15 protein-coding genes and 4 pseudogenes are annotated in these 18,067 nt (G+C 58.8%); 7 read left to right on the top strand and 12 right to left on the bottom strand.

The features are described 5' to 3' along the window. Positions 1–249: 249 nt before the first annotated feature. Positions 250–438, bottom strand: a complete 189-nt coding sequence (locus tag ENZ75_RS34535; protein ID WP_095775329.1) for a hypothetical protein — start codon at positions 436–438, stop codon at positions 250–252. Between the two features lie 322 nt (positions 439–760). Here ENZ75_RS34535 and ENZ75_RS00410 point away from each other — a divergent pair, with 322 nt between their 5' ends. From ENZ75_RS00410 to ENZ75_RS34215, 3 genes and pseudogenes are all read left to right on the top strand, one after another. Further along, positions 761–4,294, top strand: coding sequence for an autotransporter domain-containing protein (locus ENZ75_RS00410; protein ID WP_082826570.1), 3,534 nt, complete (start codon positions 761–763; stop codon positions 4,292–4,294). 243 nt (positions 4,295–4,537) lie between these two features. Beyond that, positions 4,538–5,221, top strand: a pseudogene (locus ENZ75_RS34865) (integrase); the annotation flags it as partial. 116 nt (positions 5,222–5,337) lie between these two features. Next, positions 5,338–5,574: a hypothetical protein gene (locus tag ENZ75_RS34215; protein WP_063169293.1), complete on the top strand. Its 237-nt coding sequence runs from the start codon at positions 5,338–5,340 to the stop codon at positions 5,572–5,574. A gap of 161 nt (positions 5,575–5,735) precedes the next feature. Here ENZ75_RS34215 and ENZ75_RS00395 read toward each other — a convergent pair. Together ENZ75_RS00395 and ENZ75_RS00390 are read right to left on the bottom strand one after the other, a co-directional pair. Then, positions 5,736–5,936: pseudogene (locus tag ENZ75_RS00395) on the bottom strand (SMC-Scp complex subunit ScpB); the annotation flags it as partial. Between the two features lie 93 nt (positions 5,937–6,029). Further along, positions 6,030–6,290, bottom strand: coding sequence for a hypothetical protein (locus tag ENZ75_RS00390; protein ID WP_095769041.1), 261 nt, complete (start codon positions 6,288–6,290; stop codon positions 6,030–6,032). A gap of 217 nt (positions 6,291–6,507) precedes the next feature. Between ENZ75_RS00390 and ENZ75_RS00385 the strand changes: the two genes are divergently transcribed. Next, on the top strand, positions 6,508–8,670 hold the full coding sequence (locus ENZ75_RS00385) for a prolyl oligopeptidase family serine peptidase (protein ID WP_082826571.1): 2,163 nt from the start codon (positions 6,508–6,510) through the stop codon (positions 8,668–8,670). Between the two features lie 38 nt (positions 8,671–8,708). Beyond that, positions 8,709–9,407 (top strand): OmpW family protein, encoded by a 699-nt coding sequence (locus ENZ75_RS00380; protein WP_063169295.1) that lies wholly within the window; start codon positions 8,709–8,711, stop codon positions 9,405–9,407. A 307-nt stretch (positions 9,408–9,714) separates the two neighbouring features. On the opposite strand, the gene ENZ75_RS35550 is transcribed toward ENZ75_RS00380, so the two are convergent. The 8 genes and pseudogenes from ENZ75_RS35550 to ENZ75_RS00340 form a co-directional block, all read right to left on the bottom strand. After that, positions 9,715–9,843 (bottom strand): hypothetical protein, encoded by a 129-nt coding sequence (locus ENZ75_RS35550; RefSeq protein WP_263485462.1) that lies wholly within the window; start codon positions 9,841–9,843, stop codon positions 9,715–9,717. Between the two features lie 977 nt (positions 9,844–10,820). After that, positions 10,821–11,476, bottom strand: a pseudogene (locus ENZ75_RS00365) (IS630 family transposase); the annotation flags it as partial. A 68-nt stretch (positions 11,477–11,544) separates the two neighbouring features. Next, positions 11,545–11,779, bottom strand: a pseudogene (locus ENZ75_RS00360) (aldehyde dehydrogenase family protein); the annotation flags it as partial. A 308-nt stretch (positions 11,780–12,087) separates the two neighbouring features. After that, positions 12,088–12,336, bottom strand: coding sequence for an aminotransferase class III-fold pyridoxal phosphate-dependent enzyme (locus ENZ75_RS35545; protein ID WP_063169297.1), 249 nt, complete (start codon positions 12,334–12,336; stop codon positions 12,088–12,090). Then, positions 12,297–12,524, bottom strand: a complete 228-nt coding sequence (locus ENZ75_RS35540) for an aminotransferase class III-fold pyridoxal phosphate-dependent enzyme (RefSeq protein ID WP_263485461.1) — start codon at positions 12,522–12,524, stop codon at positions 12,297–12,299. Before ENZ75_RS35540 ends, ENZ75_RS35545 begins: the two co-directional genes overlap by 40 nt. A 221-nt stretch (positions 12,525–12,745) precedes the next feature. Further along, a complete protein-coding gene (locus tag ENZ75_RS00350; RefSeq protein WP_063169298.1) occupies positions 12,746–14,728 on the bottom strand; it encodes an argininosuccinate synthase-related protein in 1,983 nt (660 codons plus the stop codon). Beyond that, entirely contained in the window at positions 14,725–15,570 is an 846-nt protein-coding gene (locus tag ENZ75_RS00345; protein WP_245481117.1) for a DMT family transporter, read from the bottom strand. The genes ENZ75_RS00350 and ENZ75_RS00345 overlap by 4 nt, the downstream gene beginning before the upstream one ends. 756 nt (positions 15,571–16,326) lie before the next feature. Next, positions 16,327–16,545 carry a helix-turn-helix transcriptional regulator gene (locus ENZ75_RS00340; protein ID WP_029354714.1) on the bottom strand — a complete coding sequence of 73 codons (219 nt, stop codon included), beginning with the start codon at positions 16,543–16,545 and terminating at the stop codon, positions 16,327–16,329. 109 nt (positions 16,546–16,654) lie between these two features. Here ENZ75_RS00340 and ENZ75_RS00335 point away from each other — a divergent pair, with 109 nt between their 5' ends. Then, positions 16,655–16,921 (top strand): DUF2285 domain-containing protein, encoded by a 267-nt coding sequence (locus ENZ75_RS00335; protein WP_063169299.1) that lies wholly within the window; start codon positions 16,655–16,657, stop codon positions 16,919–16,921. Positions 16,922–17,359: 438 nt separating this feature from the next. Here the strand turns inward: ENZ75_RS00335 and ENZ75_RS00330 are convergent, their stop codons facing one another. Next, positions 17,360–17,593 (bottom strand): helix-turn-helix transcriptional regulator, encoded by a 234-nt coding sequence (locus tag ENZ75_RS00330; RefSeq protein WP_082826573.1) that lies wholly within the window; start codon positions 17,591–17,593, stop codon positions 17,360–17,362. 115 nt (positions 17,594–17,708) lie between these two features. Here ENZ75_RS00330 and ENZ75_RS00325 point away from each other — a divergent pair, with 115 nt between their 5' ends. Next, the gene (locus ENZ75_RS00325; RefSeq protein ID WP_063169301.1) at positions 17,709–17,990 is read left to right on the top strand and encodes a DUF2285 domain-containing protein; all 282 of its coding nucleotides are present in this window, start codon (positions 17,709–17,711) and stop codon (positions 17,988–17,990) included. Positions 17,991–18,067 lie beyond the last annotated feature (77 nt).

Below are 18,067 nucleotides of genomic sequence, written 5' to 3'. Positions count from 1 at the left end.
GCATCTTCCGCCCATGCCAGCAGCTACGCCGCCAGAGCGTCATCCGCAGCCTGCTTGATCAGCCATTCGATGTGATTTGACCACATCTGCAACACCTCGCGCTTCTCCTTGACGTTGCTATAGAGATCGTAGATTTCGCCAATGTCTCCGGTGCGGGCTCACAGCCCGTCCATATAGCCGCCAGTCTGCTGCCTTCGAGTGGCCCATGTTGGCCGCGGCCAGGAAGTGGCGACGATTGAAAGGACAAAATCAGTTGCCGAAACTCATCGCAGGTGACGGTCTGGTGGCAATTTGGGCACATCTTGTGTCTCGTCGCCAGTAAACACGGATGCCCGGCAGGAGCTGAGCTCGCTGCCGGCGGAAATCGTAGAGCGCCAGCGACGCATTCTGATCTTTCGTCAGGCAGTCGACCGCCTTGGCATACGCCTCGGCCTCCATCTCGATCGACCTGAACCGGTATCTTGTGCGCCATCCGGACGATCTGGGAAAGCTTGGCCGGGCCGGCGCCTTCCCAGGCGCACGGGAAGCGCGACGACCCATGTGGACCTTGGATTTCACTCCGCACTTACGCTGCTTTGGCCTTGTCAGCAGCCTGAGCATAAAGCGTGCTCAGCTTTCAGGCCGAGCACTCATCCATTGTTGACAGCACCTGTCGTCATTCAGGATCGCCCCATTCTCGCAGGCCGCTTGCAGCTTTCAGGCTGTTGTCAGCCAGGGCCGCCATAAAGGGTCTCGTTAAACAATTCAGGAGGCCGTTCCAATGAACAATCAGTTTGCGAGACTTTTTCGAGGACCAGGTATGCAGGCTTGTTTCAGGACAAAGAACTTTCTGGCGGCAACCACCGCGATGACGACGGTATTCCTGCCGGCTGTGTCTCTCGGGGTGGGTCTGGTAGCATTTCCAACTGGAGAAGCGTTGGCCGACGACCCGATTTCGATCCCGCTGGAGTATGTCGGGGAAGGCCATGACCGCCTGGGCATCTGGGCCAAGATCAACAATGGCAACGCGCAGCGATACGTATTCGACACGGGCTCGGACCAGCTCAACACGCAGATCGGGTCAGAGGTGACCGGGGTCCGCCCGATTGCCGACACGCCTTACGTATATACGTACGGGGACGGAACGTATGGTAATAAGCTTCAGAACGTGGAAATTGATAAATTTACATATGTCGATCCAGATCAAAAGATAACAATCGACGGGCCGTCTGTAAGCGATAAGAAATACCGGGCTGCTCGCATTCTCGATTTTGTCTATACCCATGCGTATTGCAAGGACAACAATCTTAAGTGCACGCCGGGATCCGTGACGGATGGACTTAAAGATATGTATGGTCAGGATCTCCAAGAACCTTATCACGCCGATAAGGAGCAGCGGGCGAAAATGACCGCTGGCAAGATGGCAGACGAAGGCGGCGATTTCGCAGGTACATTCGGGGCCGGCGATTTTCTTGGCAAGACAAGTGTCTGGGGCATGATGGGCAGTGTCACCAGGTCTGGCTACGTGGTCTCCGCCAATGTGAATCCGGATTCCGAGAGCGACCAAACGCCTGGCTGTTCCCCCTGCACGATTGTCAACCTCAATCCAAGCCTCCGGGCCCAATATACTAATGCCATGCCATGGGGAGAACCCGAGGAAAAAGATCAGGATTCTTATCAGAATTTTCCTGGCTCTGGCGCCAATGCCTCGACCGAATACGAAGGCAGCTACAATCTGCAGTACACGGTTAAGGATGGAGCCCCACCAATCACCGACCCCAACAAGACCGCGGTATTGCTCGACACCGGCACACCGGGCGGTGGCAGTCTGGAGATCAGTGATGCGATGCTGAAGCAATTTCAGGATGCGGGCGTCAAACTTAAAAATGTTCGGAGAAATGAGCAACGCGAGATCGTAAGCGCATCGGGCAACATCCCGAGCGTTACAATCGCAGGAACGGATGGCGATCCGGTAAGGCTGGACAATATCGACTTCACCTACACCAGCGGCACGACGGAACAACCCAATGACCAGACCAGTTTTGTTGCCGGTCTTGACTTCTTCAAAAACAGATCGGTCATTTTCGATCTGGAGAAGAAGTATACCGCTTATACGTCACATTTCGTCACTGCCAGCAACTTCTCTACCGATTCATCCGCACCCGAAGGGACCGGTCTGAGCAGGATCACGACGAGCATGGGGAATGAGGGCGGGTTCGGCATAGCGGGTGTCGTCTCCGGCTCCGGATCGCTGACGCTTGATACAAAGACGGTGGTCCGGATGACGAATGTCAACACCTACACCGGCGAGACGAATATTGCTCAGGATGCCTATCTCTCGCTTGCGGGGCTCGGCAACATCCAACGGTCAGCGAAAGTCGTTGCAGACGGCACGTTCGATATCTCCGAACATGGAAATGGCAGCGACTATTGGGGAATCTCCGACGCCTACAACGATGCCCGTATTCGTAGCCTGAGTGGCAGCGGAACGGTCGAACTGGGCAAGCGTACCCTGGTGCTAACGGATTCGAACGACACGTTCGCCGGCAGCATCAACGACCTCGACGTTGATAACAATAATATGGGCGGCAAACTATTCGTTGCCGGTGGCGTGCAAACGCTGAGCGGAAAGAACAATTTTTCCGGCATGACGACGGTCGGTTCCGGCGCGGGATTGCTGCTTGCCGATACAGGTGTGCTTTCCCATGATGCGACCACGTCCGGCTTTCTCGGGAATGACGGGCAGATCGGGGGCACGGCTATCGCAAACAGCGGCGGTGTCGTCGCAGGCGGCGGCACCTACGGTGCGGTCACCATTTCCGAGGGCGGCACGGTCGCTCCTGGCAGTGCGACCGATCCGAGCAGGATCGTCACCACACTGACTGTCACGGGCGATTTCGCGCAGCAGTCCGGATCGATCTATCAGGTCGACCTCGCAAGGTCGTCCGATCTCATCGATGTTGGCGGAGCAGCGGCGATCGACAGCGGCGCGCAGATCGAGCTGCTGCGGCAGGGAACGCTATCGGTCGATGCCCGATATACTCTGCTCTCCGCAGCAGGCGGCGTAAGCGGCACCTATGGCGGGCTGACGGGGGCTCTGGCGACAGACGCGACGCCCTTCGTCGATTTCCAGCTCGTCTACGATGCCAACAATGTCTATCTCGATATCAGCCGCACATCGACGGCGTTTGCCGATGTAGCCAGCACCTTCAATCAACGCTCGGTCGCCGCAGCGGCTCAGGCGCTTGGAAGCGGTAATCCGATCCAGGACAACATCCTGTTCCTGACGGCGCCGGAAGCCCGCAACGCTTTCGATATGCTATCAGGCGAGGTTCATGCTTCCATTCATAGCGGCCTCATCGAGGACAGTCATTCTGTACGCGATGCCGCGAGCGAACGGATCCGTGCGGCGTTCGACGGCGTCGGTGCCTCCAGCGTTCCGGTGATGACTTATGGGCTGGGTGGTCTGGAACTGGCCCCGGCAACGAGTGAGAATTTCGCCGTATGGGGCCGTGGCTTCGGCGCCTGGGGTCATCTCGACAGCGACGGCAATGCCGCCGGTCTCGATCACTCGACAGGCGGCTTTCTGGCTGGCGGTGACGCGGCTGTCGGCGAAAGCTGGCGGCTCGGCCTCATCAGCGGCTACAGCCATACCTCCTTGGAGGCGGACGATCGCGCGTCGTCGGGCTCGAGCGAGAATTACCATCTCGGTCTTTTTGCCGGCACGCAGAACGGCAATCTCGGTTTTCGTTCCGGCCTTGCCTATACCTGGCACAGCATCGAGACCGGCAGGTCCGTGGTCTTTCCAGGCTTCGCCGACAGCCTTTCGGCCGATTACGACGCCGGCACGTTCCAGGCCTTTGGCGAGCTCGGCTACCGTATCAATACGGCTTCGGCTTCCTTCGAGCCCTACGCTAATCTCGCTTATGTGAATTTTGACGCCGATGGCTTCACCGAGAATGGCGGCGCAGCCGCCTTGTCGAGCGGGGATCGCTCGAGCGACACGGCGTTTACCACGCTAGGTCTGCGTGCGTCGACGGTACTGACCCTCGGCACCGTGACTGCTACCGCGCGCGGCGGTCTTGGCTGGCGCCACGCCTTCGGCGACGTCAGGCCGGATACCGCTCTTGCCTTTGCTGGCGGTTCCTCCTTCGCCATCAAGGGCGTGCCGATCGCAAAGAACGCAGCTCTGCTCGAAGCTGGGCTTGACGTAAACATCACCGAGAACGCGACGTTCGGCATCGCCTATCAGGGACAGATCGCCTCGGATGCCCAGACACACGGGTTCAGCGCCAAGCTCGGCGTCCGTTTCTAAATCACCCGCAAAAGAGATTGGTTATGAAGTCAGTGAGTGCATTTTCTTTTACCGTCGTTCTCGGCTCAGCGACGGTGATGTCTGTGTCCGCCGCGCGAACGGACGATGCCTGCTACAACAAGGCACAAAGCCTATGATGACGCAATGTTCAATCGACGACCTGAAGCCAGTCGATGGCGAGCTTGACAAGCTCTACAAGGAGATGGAGACCCGGCTCAAAGAGTCCCGGCGCATGTCCAGGAACTGGTCGAGACCGCGAGGGGCTACAACGCCACCTCGGAGAACACGCGCGACGCCTACCCCAAGGATTGGCGGCATTTTTCCTCCTGGTGCCGGCGCGCTGGCTTCGATCCCCTGCCTCCGGGCTCGAAGGTGATCAGGCTCAATATCAGCGCCTGTGCCTCGGGCACCGCCGCCGGCGATCCGAAGCGTGGCGCCCCTGCCCTTTAGTTTGCGACCATCGAGCGGCGGCTTTCCGGCCTCGCCTGGAACTTTACCCAGCGCGGCCGGCCGTTGGACCGCGCGGAGCGGCATATCTATAAGGTTCTTGCCGGCATTCGCCGCAAGCACGCAAAGCCACCGCGGCAGAAAGAGGCGGTCCTGGCGACGATCTGCTGGCGATGATCGCCACGCTCGGCCACGACCTCAGGGCCTGCGCGACCGCGCTATTTTGCTCCTGGGCTGTGGCGGCGGCCTGCGGCGCTCCGAGATCGTCGGTCTCGACGTCATGCGCGACGACAACAGCGATGGCGCCAGCTGGATCGAGATTTTTGACGGCAAGGGCTGCTGGTCACCCTGCGCGGCAAGACCGGCTGGCGCGAGGTCGAGGTCGGCCGCGGCTCCAGCGACCACACCTACCCCGTAGTCGCGCTCGAGAGCTGGATCCGCTTTGGCCGCATCGCACGTGGACCCCTGTTCCGCCGCATCTTGTCGATCAGGTCGATATAATACGAAAAAGCCGCCGCCATTCGGGACGGGCGTCGGCTATCATGTCCAGCCATTATGCGGCGAGCGGATAGCTTTCGCCGGACCAGGCAGAGAACTTGGCGGCAAAAGCCTTCATCTCGTCGACCGCGAATGTGGTGCGCGGTTGCGAACTCGACTTGCTGGGCGAGAGGGACCTCGCCGAGAAAGGCGCTGACATGAGCGGGATGCTGCTTGGCCAAATCGAGATCCGCAAAGCAATCGGCCAGCGCCGCGTCGTCCAGCTGTACGCTGCAGGGCGCGTTCACGTCGTCAAGACGGATGCCAAATGCTTGCTCATAATGGCCGCAAGGTAATCGTTTCGGGTCGGAGACACAAGTTGCCGCCTCCTTCGCCGTAGAGTGGCCCGATACAATCACGATCGATATTGCCACCTCTTATCGATAGTGATCGCATAGTTCCCTGATTCGACTCTCAACCGCTCATATCAAGCGATTACTTCCATGTATCTGCTGCGCTAGCCCGTCCTGGCCTTGGAGTGTCGCTCCTCACCTCCTCCACCACTCACCAGCCCGATGGGAGTATCGCCCGCCAGCAGCTTCTCCTTGCTGAGCAGCGCGGCAACCTCAATCGCCTCGAAATCGGGCAAATCCCGCAGTGTGTCGAGGCCGAAGTGCAACAGGAAGGTCTTGGTCGTGACGTAGGTGTAAGGCGTGCCAAATTCAGCGGGCAGGCAGACGTTGACCCACAACAATCAAGGGGACGGTGCAGGCCAAGATTGCGGCAGGGCTTGGGCCCCCCACCCTTCTCCTCAGAACTCCGCTGCTTCCAGCTGGCGGCTGAAACTCACAGGCGCAGCCAGCTTGGTCTCTAACAGCATCGATCGCATCATGGTGTCTGCCATGAATCCGTGTGCGTGAAGCGCTCCAGAGCGAAGATGTTGGGCGTCAACCAGGTTCACTCCAATGAGCTTCACTTCTCGAGTTCTGCACAGTGTCCACGACTGGCGCCGGAGGTTGATCCGGTGATTAGGAGGAGCACTCGTTGTCGGATTCTCGACGATGTCGGACATGTGACACAACGCTTCCAGAGCGATCGCATTGTTCCGAAACGATTTTCCCAGTTGGCACGAAGGTTGCGGCCCTATGCGCAAAAGCACTGCGATGCCGCACCGACTGGAAGAACTCATCAATGATCACGCTTTTCGAACATGTGGGCGCCGCTACCGACACTGAGCGTTCCCGAGCCGACGGAAGCCTCTATCCCTTCTTTCTGAAGGCTGTCCGGACATGAACGCATTTGATGTCCGTCCAACGCTTGATGCTCCCGACGACGATCCCTATGTCTGGCTTGAAGATGTAGAGGGCGAGCGGGCACTTGCCTGGGCCGCCGGCCAATCGGCAAGGACTCTGAAGCACTTCGGTGGAACGCAGTTCGAGCGCGACCGCGCGGCTCTGACAGCCATTTTCGACAATCGCGACAATCTTCCCCTGATCGCGCGCCGTAGTCAGTACCTCTACAATTACTGGCGAGATGACGGTAATCCACGCGGACTGTGGCGCCGGACCACCCTTGCCGCCTACATGAAGGCGGATCCCCAATGGGAGCTACTGCTCGATCTGGATGCTCTCGCGGCTAGCGACGGAGAGGACTGGATCTGGGACGGCGCGTCCATCGAGCCGGAGAGACGGGAAAGAGCCGTTCTGCGCCTGTCGCGCGGCGGCAGCGACGCGGTCGTGCATCGCGAATTCGACCTGATTTCTCTGAGCTTTGTCGCCGACGGCTTCAACCTCCCCGAGGCCAAAGGCTACGTTAATTGGCTGGACCCTGACACGCTTCTGCTTTCCAGTGCGCTTGGTAATGGCATGGCCACCCGCTCCGGCTATGCGCGCACAGTTCGACTGTGGAAGCGTGACGCGGATCCCCTCACCACGCCGGCAATCTTCGAGGCCGGGTTCGAAAGCTTCCAAGTGTCTGGTCATTCGGACCGCACCGGCCGCAGCGAGCGCCTTTGGTTCATCGAGCAGCCGGCCTTCTTCGAGAAGATCAGCTGGATCGGCGATAGGAGCGGGCCGAGGAGGCAGATCGATCTTCCTCGCGACGCGTCGTGGCGGGTCTTCGGCGACTGGCTGGCGGTAAGGCCGCGCAAGCCCTGGACGGTGGGAGGCACCACCCATCCCGCCGACGCGCTGATCGTCATCTCGCTTTCCACTTTCCTCGCCGGCGGACGCCGTTTTGAGACCCTGTTTCAACCAGGGGAAAGGCGCTCCATGCAGTCATTCTTCTGGAATGACGGGAAGCTCATTATCTCTTACCTCGTCAATCTCGCACCGCGTTTCGAGATGTTCACTCCCGGCCACCAGGAATGGACGCGCCGAGTCCTGAACACCCTGCCCGCCGAAGGTACTGTCGACGTCTGGTCATTCGATGCGGCAGTTCACGAGACCAATGGAGAGGTCCTGATCTGTGCTCAGGATCCGATCACGCCGCCGCAGCTCTTGCTGTTCGATCTGAATGCCGCGCCGTCTCTCAGCGCTTCAGCAATCCTGAAGCGCAGCCCGGAGAATTTCGATGCATCCGGACTGGTGGTCACGCGCCACGAGGCAGTCTCTATCGATCATGAGCTGATCCCCTATACGCAGGTTGGTCCGGCGAACGGGAACGGAGATGCTCCGATTCACCTTTCCGCTTATGGCGGGTTCGGCGTATCATTCCTGCCCTACTACAACTCCCCGCTGGGCAAGCTGTGGCTCGAGCGCGGTGGCACGTGTGTCGAGGCGAACATCCGCGGCGGCGGCGAGTTCGGCACCCGCTGGCACGAAGCCGGGCGCAGGGAGGGCAAGCGTCTCGCCCACGACGATTTCGCCGCCGTTGCCTCCGACCTCGTGCGAAGGGGCATCACCCTGCCGAGGCGGATTGCCGCCGAGGGTGGCTCAAATGGCGGCCTGCTGATCGCAAACATGCTGACCCGCTATCCTGAGCATTTCGGGGCTCTGTTCTGCACAGCACCGCTTATCGACATGCGTCGCTACACCAAGCTCTTGGCGGGCGCGAGCTGGATCGACGAATATGGCGATCCGGACAAGGTTCACGATTGGGCTTTCCTGAAGGAAATCTCCGCCTATCACGCCGCAGCGCCGGGACAGCCCTATCCGCCTATCCTGATCGCCACCACGAAACGCGACGACCGCGTCCATCCGGGCCATGCGCGCAAGATGGCCGCAAAACTGCAGGCTCTTGGCTATCCCGCTTACTTCTACGAGGCCAGCGCAGGCGGGCACGGCTGCGGCGAGGACAATCGGGAGCAAGCCGCATTCATCAGTCTAGGCACCAATTTTCTCCGCAGCGCAATCGGCTTCAACGATCACCCTCCGGAGACGGCGGAACGCGTTGCAACGCAAGAGGGGCATTTGAGGTCCATCAACAATTCATTCGAGCAGGAGACGAAATAGTGCAGTGCATCCTTTCTGAACATCAAGGAGTGAATCTCATGGCGAGAACGCGAATGGGCGTAGCGCGGGCAACAGCAGCGGCGGTGGCCCTGATCATGGTGGGACAGCAGGCCGTCGCCGCGGAGCCTGCGCAAGCAGAGACCGTCCTGGCGGAGACGGGAGCCTCGGTCACCGAAGCGCCAATCCCTTGGCAGGTCCGCCTGCGGGCGTTGGGCGTCGTTACGAAAGATCTGGGCTACGTTGATACGCTTCCCGGCTCCGGTCTTTCGTATTCGGACACGGTGACGCCGGAACTCGATATCTCGTATTTCTTCACCGACAACATCGCCGCCGAACTCATACTCGGTACCACTTATGCCAACATCGCGGGCCAAGGGACGATCGGAGGGTTGGGCAACATCGGCAAAGTTTGGCTGCTGCCGCCGACACTCACGTTGCAGTACCATTTTACCGATCTCGGCGCGTTCAAGCCTTATGTCGGCGCCGGCGTGAACTACACGATCTTCTACAACCAGGACACTGGCAGCGCTGATGCTCTCAAGGTGAAGAACACGTTCGGCACGGCGCTGCAGGTCGGATTCGACTACATGGTGGACCAGCACTGGGGCCTCAACTTCGACGTGAAGAAGCTTTTCCTGAAGCCGGACTTCGACGTCACGGTGACCGGCGCGAAGCTGACGGGGAAGGCGGAGCTCGATCCCTGGCTGATAGGCGCAGGTGTCACCTACCGCTTTTGAATATCAGAGTGAAGTCTGCTTCCCGACTGCCGGTTTAAATGAAGGGCGCCTCGCGCGCCCTTTTTTACGGTCGACACTGCAGCGCAAGACCTCATGAAGCTATTGTCGGGCGGGGTTCTCTTCCGGCGGACCAAGAAGATGCACTGGCCAACCGGCCTTGCGCCTGAGGTGGAGTGCTTAGAAGCGCTTTGGATCGGGACGGGCTTTGGTATTGTGGGTGGAATGCTTCAGCCAGACCATTTGCCAGCATCGTCTCCCGGACGTCATGTGTGAGCTTCTTTGTCAGCGCAAGGCGAACACGGATCTCCTAGCAGGCCGTTGAAGAAGTGTCCCGTTTGGCCTTGAGGATTGCCTCGTCGCCGTTGTGATAGAAGGTGATGTCGATGGAGCCGTCGTCGAGCAGTTCAGCATGGCCGTCGCCTGTGACCTCGTCCATTTCGTCGAATCCGACCCATGTGAAGAAGACCGTCGACGGGCCGTAGCCGAGTTCGAGGGTTAGATGAGCCAAACGCCAGTGGGGCGTCCTGGGGACGACGCGCGCGAGATTCTGGTCGTGGTGGCCAGCCCAATACGATGTGAGAAGTTGCTGCCGGTGCGGGTACCGGAGGTCGCCGATAGTGACAGCCGATGTTCGACAGCGGCAAGGACATGCTCAGCCGTCAACGCGCCGAGGGCTTGGCCGGGAATGGTGGTGATGGAACCAATCCAGAAAGCGGCGGCTGCCCAGGAGAACGCCTTCGCGGGACTTTGACTCCAGTCCGCACACCCTGCTCAGATAGTCCGAAAAAGAGGTCAGAAGCGGAGCATCCGGATTATTATCTACACTGGGAACAGAAGCATGGAAGCGTTCTGGAGCCACTCGCCGCGCGTTTACCAGTGCCGACACTGCTCCAAGCTGACTATCTGCCATGACCACCTGCCGAACGTAGTCCGTTGATGCCACCGGTACCCTTCGCGGTCTGCTCCAGCGGGAAGATCGGGTCTGATCGACCCTGCTGACCTGTGCGGCGGCCTCTCTCGCTAGGGCGTCCCCCTTCCTGTCGTCCTCCTCCGCCGCTTTCGGCTGCTTTCGGCCCGCCGCCCTCGCCAAGGCGTCGTAGTCGGTAAGCGCGTCCTCCGTCTCCTTTAGGGGCTTCATCGCGTGACTAGAGTTTAGCGCGTGTTTGTAGGCGGCGGACCGAATGGTCGTCGAAATGCCACTCAGCGCCACCGCAAGATGCCCTAGGGCTTCCGCCTCATGATCTGACAGCGGCACGTCACGATTAGAGCCGATTGCCCTGCCTTCTTCCAGTTTCACAATGTTTGTAGTCATTTCCTGCTCCATCGCGTTGACTGAGATACGATGGAGACGGAAGTGGAGAACAAATTTTTACAAGCAACTAAGATGATATTCTCGTCAACGGGACAATAGTGGACGTTGAGGGCGGCGAACAGGGTGGTGGTGCCGTTGCGCTTGTAGTCGTGCCTCATCGTACCGAGCCGCCCCTTCTTCATCGGCAGGCCGGGTGGGTGCGGTCGAGCGCCGGATCTGGCTCTTTTCATCGACCGACAGAACGATGGCATGGGCCGGCGCATCGAGATAGAGGCCGACGACGGCGCGCAACTTGTCGACGAACTTCGGATCATTGGAGAGCTTGAACCTGGCGCCAGCGGTGGGGTGCGAGACCATGCGCCTTCCAGATGCGCCTGACGGCGCTGGCGCTGATTGCGGCGGCTTGCGCCATCATGTCGGCGGTCCAGTGGGTCCTCTCGCCCGGCGGATCGGCAAGCGTCAGTGCCACGACGCGCTCGCCGACATCGGGACCGAGCGGCGGAATGCGCCACTGTCGCGTCTTGTCGCGCAGCAGCCCGTCACAGCCTTCCGCGGCAAAGCGCTCCTGCCAGCGCCAGACGTCGGTCTTCGACTTGCCGATGCGGCGCATGACCTCGCCGGTGCCGACGCCGTCGGCGGGCAAAAGCACTATCTCGGCGCGCCAGACATGCTTTTGCGGGGCGTTGCGATCCCTGATCAGCGCCGTCAGACGGACGCGATCGGCCGACGAAACGGTGAACGATCTTCCTGTGCGCATGCGCCAGACTCGCACGCGCAGGCCAGAAAGGGAATCTCTGATTGGACTCCTATGTCAGGCGGGAACCACTAGACGCCGAGACCGCCGATGCAGACATGTTTGGTGTCGAGATAATCCACGATGCCCTGGAGGCCGCCTTCCTTGCCGAGGCCCGATTCCTTGACGCCGCGGAACGGCACCTCCGGCGTGGTGATCAGGCCTTCATTGACGCCGGTACTTCAGTCCTTCCATCACGCGGAAGGCGCGACCGAGATCGCCGGTGTAGAAGTAGGCCGCGAGGCCGAACTCGGTGTCGTTGGCGAGCGGCGTGCCCGACCTGAGACATGGGTGACGTTTTGTACCGGACACGGATGAAGTGCACCCCTCGGGTGAGCGTTTGCTCGATAATATCCACTGAAGTGAAGCAGTCGGTCTTAATGCTGGAACTCATGCCACCCGACCGACCCGGGAATTCGCAGCAGCGGCGCCGTCGAGTGCAGAACGAATGCCGTCAACCAAGGGGTCGATCTCGCTTTCGGTGATTATATAGGGCGGACAGATTCCAAGCACTTCTCCCATATTGCGGATCATGACGCCGTGCTCGCGGCACCGCCGCTCGACATCGCCGATCCTCAGCTCGGGCGCGAAGACGCGACGGGCGCACGATCCTCGACGATCTGAACCCCCGCGATGAAGCCGCGGCCGCGGGCTTCACCGACAAGCGGATGGTCGCCGAGCGCGTCCGCGAGGGCTCCATGCAAGTGATCGCCGAGACGACGCGCCTGGGTCACGAAATCGATCTCGCTGTAGATCCTGATCGCCTCGGCGGCGACGGCCGCTATCACCGGATGACCGGAGTAGGTGAAACCGTGACCGAACACGCCGACCTTGTGGGCCTCGTCAGCGGCGCATTGATAAATCTTGTCGAGATAATGACGCCGCCAATGGGCAGGTGACCGGATGAAAGCCCCCCGGCGATCGAGAGCATGTCCGGTTCCATCCCAAATGTCTGGCTACCAAACCAGTTCCCGGTGCCTCCGAAGCCGCAGACCACCTCGTCGGACAGCATGAGGATAATTTCTCACTTTCTTGCGAAGATCGGGGGTGTCCACGGTCATTCGTATTACGCGAGATCCGCGAGGCCAAAAACCATCATACCAGAGAGGCGAAACTGCTATCTAGGTGTTTAGATGCAAGAAATTAATCCTGCATTGTTCCCGCACCAGGAACACCCGAGAGGATACCAAGCAGTATTGAACCTTGTTGAAAATGCTCTCGGCGCGCTGGGCGTTATAATTTCTCGAAGGCGATCACAAGGACGTCGCGATAAGCGTACGGCATTTTCAGGTTTTCGGCCACAATCGACGATACATCGTGAAAGGTTTCGCGGTCGTTGCAGATCACAAAATCATTCGGGGAGTTCATTTCGACCTCGCCGAGGAACTCCTTTGAGGCGTCGGTGATCATGCTCATGCCGCCGGTGACGTTGACCCGCCCAATCATATAGCAAGCAATGAAGTCCACCCCGTCCTGGTGAAGGCCCTCGGGTGCCGGTTTGCCATTTACACCATCGCGCGCGACAATCCGGTAGGGATGGATCTTGATATTCCAACGATCATGTCGGGCGGCTTCACATAGAATTCTGCAGAAACCTGTCAGAATCTTTTCTAAGACGGGATGGTCTATAAAGGAGTTTTCAAGGGGCTCGAAGTGGCGCTTGAAGCCGCCATTCAGATGATTGACACTTTTTGATTGTTCGTAGGGGGCGTGGGGTAGGAGCCTAAAGATTCCGTCAGTCGCGTCATATTCAAAAGCGCTATAGCGCCGGTAACGATATGTTCCGCCGTCACGCATGTATTCATCGAGAAGAAGTCGATTCCAATGGTCAGCAAAGTTCTTCCAGGCTGCATCAATTTCGATGCCAAAGCAGGCTTCGGCGCGCTCGCCTTTTGAAAACCACCATCCATTTGTCACCAGACCGTCAGTGCATTGTTGACTGAGGTTGGCCGGCGCCTGGGGTGCGTTGTTTTCCACGGGTGTCTCCCTTTTGGTGACTTGGCGAGGACGGAACGCTTTGGACAACGCTATGTGGGTTGCGGCTTGGTATTCCCAAAGGTCGCGGTCCCTAATGTATCTCGGCGTCCTGGCTCGGATCGACCGAGGTAAAAAGCGTGTGTGATCGACTATGTAGCTGACGCTCCCGCTAACGCCCTCGAGGGCGGATGCAATGGCCCGTTCGCACATCTGGTGAATAGTACTGCCCCATGCACCTGAAACCGCCTCTTGGGACCAGGCTTGCTCAAGCCCTTGCTTCAAAACGATTGATGCCACGTCAAGAGAAGCGGTTTCGAGGTGACGCAGCGCGTCGAAGATAATGGCCGCGGCAGGGGCCTCGCGGACTTCGAGAACCTTTTGGCCGGTTGTGATGTGTTCAAGCCCGACAAAGCGGCCGTGCCCGAATTTGCCGACCGTGTTATTCAGGAACGGGATTGCGTCGACCAATGCAACATCACGGTCATCAATTGACACGAGACTTCCGTCTGCAAACCCGAGTTTGATCTCTACCGGCTGCTCTGCGGGAATGTGGCGCGTCCAAGCAAATGCCTCCTCGGGGATGGAAAAGTTCTCGGGATCTTCCAAAGGCCCCGACTCGAATTCCCGACACCAGAGGTTTTCGTCCGCGCTCCACGTGCGGTCCGCCACAAAAGTCGCTCCACACTTGGACAGGTCGGAGGTCTTCTGTTGTCGGGATATCACAGAGCATTCATACGGACTGCCGAAGTTGCCGGAAAATCCTGAGCGCTTAATGCTATTGTTAAGGCGCGGAAGACTGTTTTGAGAAAGGTTTGCTGTATGAAGAACCAGCCGTGAGTTGATTGACCTAGCATGATTAACAACCAAAGATGCGATTATGGGACGGCTCAACGAACTGCTCAACGGATAGATGCCAAGGTACTTGGCGTGGGCTCGAATGGCTGATTTCACGCCTTGTTCGACAAAGGCATCCCGCCCTTCGAGGCAGACAAAGCGCGCGCCGAACATGGCTGCCGTCCGTTCCAACAAAGGCTGATCGATGCGCGTTCCGACATCCGCTGCGACAGCTTCAATGTTCGCAAAGCCAAGGCTTTGCAGCTTGTAGAGAAGATAGGTGCTGTCGAGACCGCCGCTGAACATGGTTGCAACTGGTGCGGTTCGGTCCGGAAAAGCCTCCAGATCTTCAAAACTCGAAATGCCGCCGATGGCGGGTTTGGTGGAAGCCAAGATGGGGTTCATTTGGATGTCCTGCTCTCAAACCAGATGCCAGCAAACGTCGCAGCGAGGACGAGGCCTGCGCCTATCAAGCTCGGTACTGTCAAAGGCTCATTCAGAAGAAGGTGCGCTAGAACGAAACCAAAAAAAGGTTCTGTTCCCATCAAGAAGCCAACCCGTGTCGGTGTGGATTTTCTCACTGCGGCATTTTGAATGTAGAATGCAGCGAGGGTGCAGAAGAGTGCAAGGAAGGCAACAGCGCCCCAAAACTGAAGGGTGGCCCTCACAACAAGGCCTGAAATTCCGAACTGAGCGACGGCCAAAACGAAAGTAAGTGTTGCCACCGTCGATCCTTGGATGGCCGTCAGGGCTGCAGATGAAATCTGCCGGCCGGCCAGAAGGCGTTTGGTGGAAACGACCATAACCGCTCGCAGAATCGCGGCCCCCAAGACAAGCGCGTCACCCGGGCTGAACCTGCTGATCCCGCCAGTGAGAATGCCGACACCGATGCACGCTATGGCAGCACTTGCCAAAATGCCCGTAGGTGGAAGTCGCCGTGATAGCCCATAGTCGATGCTCGGCGTGAAAATCACACAAAGCGATATGATCAAGGCCGTGTTCATTGCGCTTGTCGATGCAACGCCGTAAGTTTCAGCAATAAAGATGCAAAAAAGTATTGTTCCCAATGCGAAGCCGCGGATGAAATCGCCCCAGGAGACCAATGCGATCTCATGTCTTGCAGCCACTGCCGTAATGATCGTAGTAATCAGGAAGCGATAAAGAACAAGTATCGAAACCGGCGCGTAGAACAGTGCGCCTTTCCCGACCGGATAGCTCGCCCCCCAAACGAATGCGACTCCCAGCAAGGCTAGATCCACCGAGAAAGATGGCGTCCGTGTTTTCCTGACAGGTATTGGAGAACTTTCGAAAACGTCCACCTTCAAAGTTTCCTTTGTGTTAGCCATCCACCCCTGCTGCGAGGGTCAAACAGATCAGGTCGTTCAGCCTCTTGGGCGATCCGTGCCGCGGCGTACTTGTTTTTGGTAACGCAAGTGCCGTGCCGATTCGGAAAACCATTGCTAGACAACAACCTGGTCGCCTTGATAGTTCGGCGGTTCATGTCCATTGTTGTCAGAATGCCGACAATGACTTCAACTGCAGGGATCCTACCGGCAGGGCCTCAAGGCGAACACGCGGCTCCAAGATGCCGACACGATGGCTGGTTCAGCCATGCTTCGACAGTTGCCTGTTTTTTCAGTTCCTTTGCTGTTCGTGCGCTAACCGCAACGCTCCATACTAGTCTCGCGTGGCTGTCCCCGTGGGGTGGGCGGCAGAAAGCGATTAGGCCCGCTGAAAGAGGCGAACCGCATCCGAAGGATCGTAACCAAGAGAAGGACCTGAAGCGAGAGCGAAGGTTGCGGGAGGCCGCGGCGGGCCTAAAAGGCAATGCCGACCGCCCCAGGAAAGGCTGACAAAAACCGCAGCGGCCGACTGTCCAATAGGGTGCGCCGGGCCAGGGCGAGCCAAATGGCAGGGGCTGCCGGGGGACCCTAAGAAAAGCCTGGGTTCACGAGCACCCGGCGCGCGCCATCAGGCGGCCAGCTACTTGGAGGGCGGGTGTATCATGCCTGTTTGTCGGGCCGAACCAGATCCATGTGGCTGACGCCGAGGGCCAATGCCAGTTCATAGATCGTGATAATTGTCGGATTTCTTCGGCCTTTCTCCAAGCCGCTGATGTACTGCTGACTGAACCCGGAAATCTCCGCAAGCTGCTCCTGCGTCAGGCGCTTCCTTTGCCTGATCCTCTGCACATTCCGTCCGACCAACTTGCGCATATCCATGCACGCAAGCCAGCGGATCAGGCGGCTTGAGTTTATCAACTATAATATGTAATCCACATTTAGCAGGCACAGGGCTTCGCGGGTCCATTGGCCGGAGATAGAATTAGCGATGTTGCAGCCCAGATCGAACACGCCGTTCGCCGACGAGGTCCCCTGGTCGGACCGCATTACAGCCTACGACAAGGACCACTTTACAACCTATATGAGGCTCCTGGACGCCTCGGCCGACAACGCCACTGAAGAGGAAATGGCCAAAGTGATCCTCGGCATTGATCCGGCACGCGAACCTGAGCGCGCACGCAACGTTCTTCGCAGTCATCTCGACCGTGCAAACTGGGTGGTGACGAGCGGCTACAAGGATTTGTTCGCCAGTTGACGAAATGGGCGGTGCGGTCGCTTCGCTTCAAGCAACGAAGTCGCGCAACCGCCATGCATCGACGTATCACCACAGCGCGGATGGCCCAGCGCTTCGCTGTCTCATCATTTTGTCCTCCGCTCGCCAATGGCTGCTTCCCAGGAATGGGTGCGGCGGCGAATCATGACAGGAACGGGTCCGCCGTCTGAGCCGCACCGCATCCGAAGGGCCGGATGGACAACCTACTGAAAGCTCACAGCTGGCTAAGGGTTGCGGGACGCCGCGGCGGGCCTAGAAGGATGCGGCGCCACCTGCTGAGAAAGGCACAAAACAGAGCGAATTGCGAGAGTCTAACGACGCGCTAGGAGGCGCAGCGGAATGGTCGAGACGCCAGAGCCAAGAAAATCGGGGCTCGACCCACCGGCACACGGCACGCGCGGTGATGGGCGCGGGCGCCCACTACGTGCGCAGGCTCAACAGAATCTCACACGGATCAGCATCGAGGGCCGCAGTTACGTCGAGAAACTCAATGACATCGAGACGCCGTTCGCCACCCTCATATTTCGCCACGAAAGATTGCGGACGACCAAGCTTCTCAGCCACCTGCGCCTGCGTCAGCCCTTTGACATTGCGCAGTGAGATCAACTGGGCCAGAAACCGCTGGTGGCGGGGAGATCGAAGAGATTTGGGCATTTAGGTGAACCGGCAGGTAGAGACCGGCTCAGCGACTAATCCCCGTTTCGGATTATCCCATTTTGGGATATTCTGCCTTGGATCCAGCGATCAACATGCGAGGTTCGCGGCAGACATGAATCAATCAACGGGAACAGATAGGACTCAAAGCTCAACACTGCTCGACGAAGTCCCTTGGTCTGACCGTCTTACCGCCTACGACAGGGCGCACTTTACCATCTATATGAGGCTCCTGGACGCCTCAGCCGATGAGGCGCCCGAAGAGGAAATGGCCCAACTGATCCTCGGCATTGATCCGGCACTTGAACCGGAGCGCGCCAGGAAGGCGCTTCGTAGTCATCTCGACCGTGCGAACTGGATGGTGACGAGCGGCTACAAGGAATTGTTCGCCAGCTGACAAATTCGCAGTGCTCGGTCATAGAAGCGTTCCTGTGCCATTGGTCAGGCTGATCGGGGCCTGCACCACAGACGCGC

This window comes from Mesorhizobium sp. M7A.F.Ca.CA.002.04.1.1 (assembly GCF_004022805.1).
Classification (GTDB): domain Bacteria; phylum Pseudomonadota; class Alphaproteobacteria; order Rhizobiales; family Rhizobiaceae; genus Mesorhizobium; species Mesorhizobium ciceri.
The sequence above is the reverse complement of the archived record's forward strand: the minus strand, read 5'-3'. Positions and strand labels throughout refer to the sequence as shown.

Bases quoted from the DNA above. Each gene is read 5' to 3' on its own strand.
- ENZ75_RS00390 (WP_095769041.1), bottom strand. From the start codon at position 6,290: ATGTCCGACATCGTCGAGAATCCGACAACGAGTGCTCCTCCTAATCAC.
- ENZ75_RS34535 (WP_095775329.1), bottom strand. From the start codon at position 438: ATGGAGGCCGAGGCGTATGCCAAGGCGGTCGACTGCCTGACGAAAGAT.
- ENZ75_RS00350 (WP_063169298.1), bottom strand. From the start codon at position 14,728: ATGAACCCCATCTTGGCTTCCACCAAACCCGCCATCGGCGGCATTTCG.
- ENZ75_RS00410 (WP_082826570.1), top strand. From the start codon at position 761: ATGAACAATCAGTTTGCGAGACTTTTTCGAGGACCAGGTATGCAGGCT.
- ENZ75_RS00340 (WP_029354714.1), bottom strand. From the start codon at position 16,545: ATGGATATGCGCAAGTTGGTCGGACGGAATGTGCAGAGGATCAGGCAA.
- ENZ75_RS00385 (WP_082826571.1), top strand. From the start codon at position 6,508: ATGAACGCATTTGATGTCCGTCCAACGCTTGATGCTCCCGACGACGAT.
- ENZ75_RS35550 (WP_263485462.1), bottom strand. From the start codon at position 9,843: ATGGACGAGGTCACAGGCGACGGCCATGCTGAACTGCTCGACGACGGC.
- ENZ75_RS35540 (WP_263485461.1), bottom strand. From the start codon at position 12,524: ATGCTGTCCGACGAGGTGGTCTGCGGCTTCGGAGGCACCGGGAACTGG.
- ENZ75_RS00325 (WP_063169301.1), top strand. From the start codon at position 17,709: ATGAATCAATCAACGGGAACAGATAGGACTCAAAGCTCAACACTGCTC.
- ENZ75_RS00330 (WP_082826573.1), bottom strand. From the start codon at position 17,593: ATGCCCAAATCTCTTCGATCTCCCCGCCACCAGCGGTTTCTGGCCCAG.
- ENZ75_RS00335 (WP_063169299.1), top strand. From the start codon at position 16,655: ATGTTGCAGCCCAGATCGAACACGCCGTTCGCCGACGAGGTCCCCTGG.
- ENZ75_RS00380 (WP_063169295.1), top strand. From the start codon at position 8,709: ATGGCGAGAACGCGAATGGGCGTAGCGCGGGCAACAGCAGCGGCGGTG.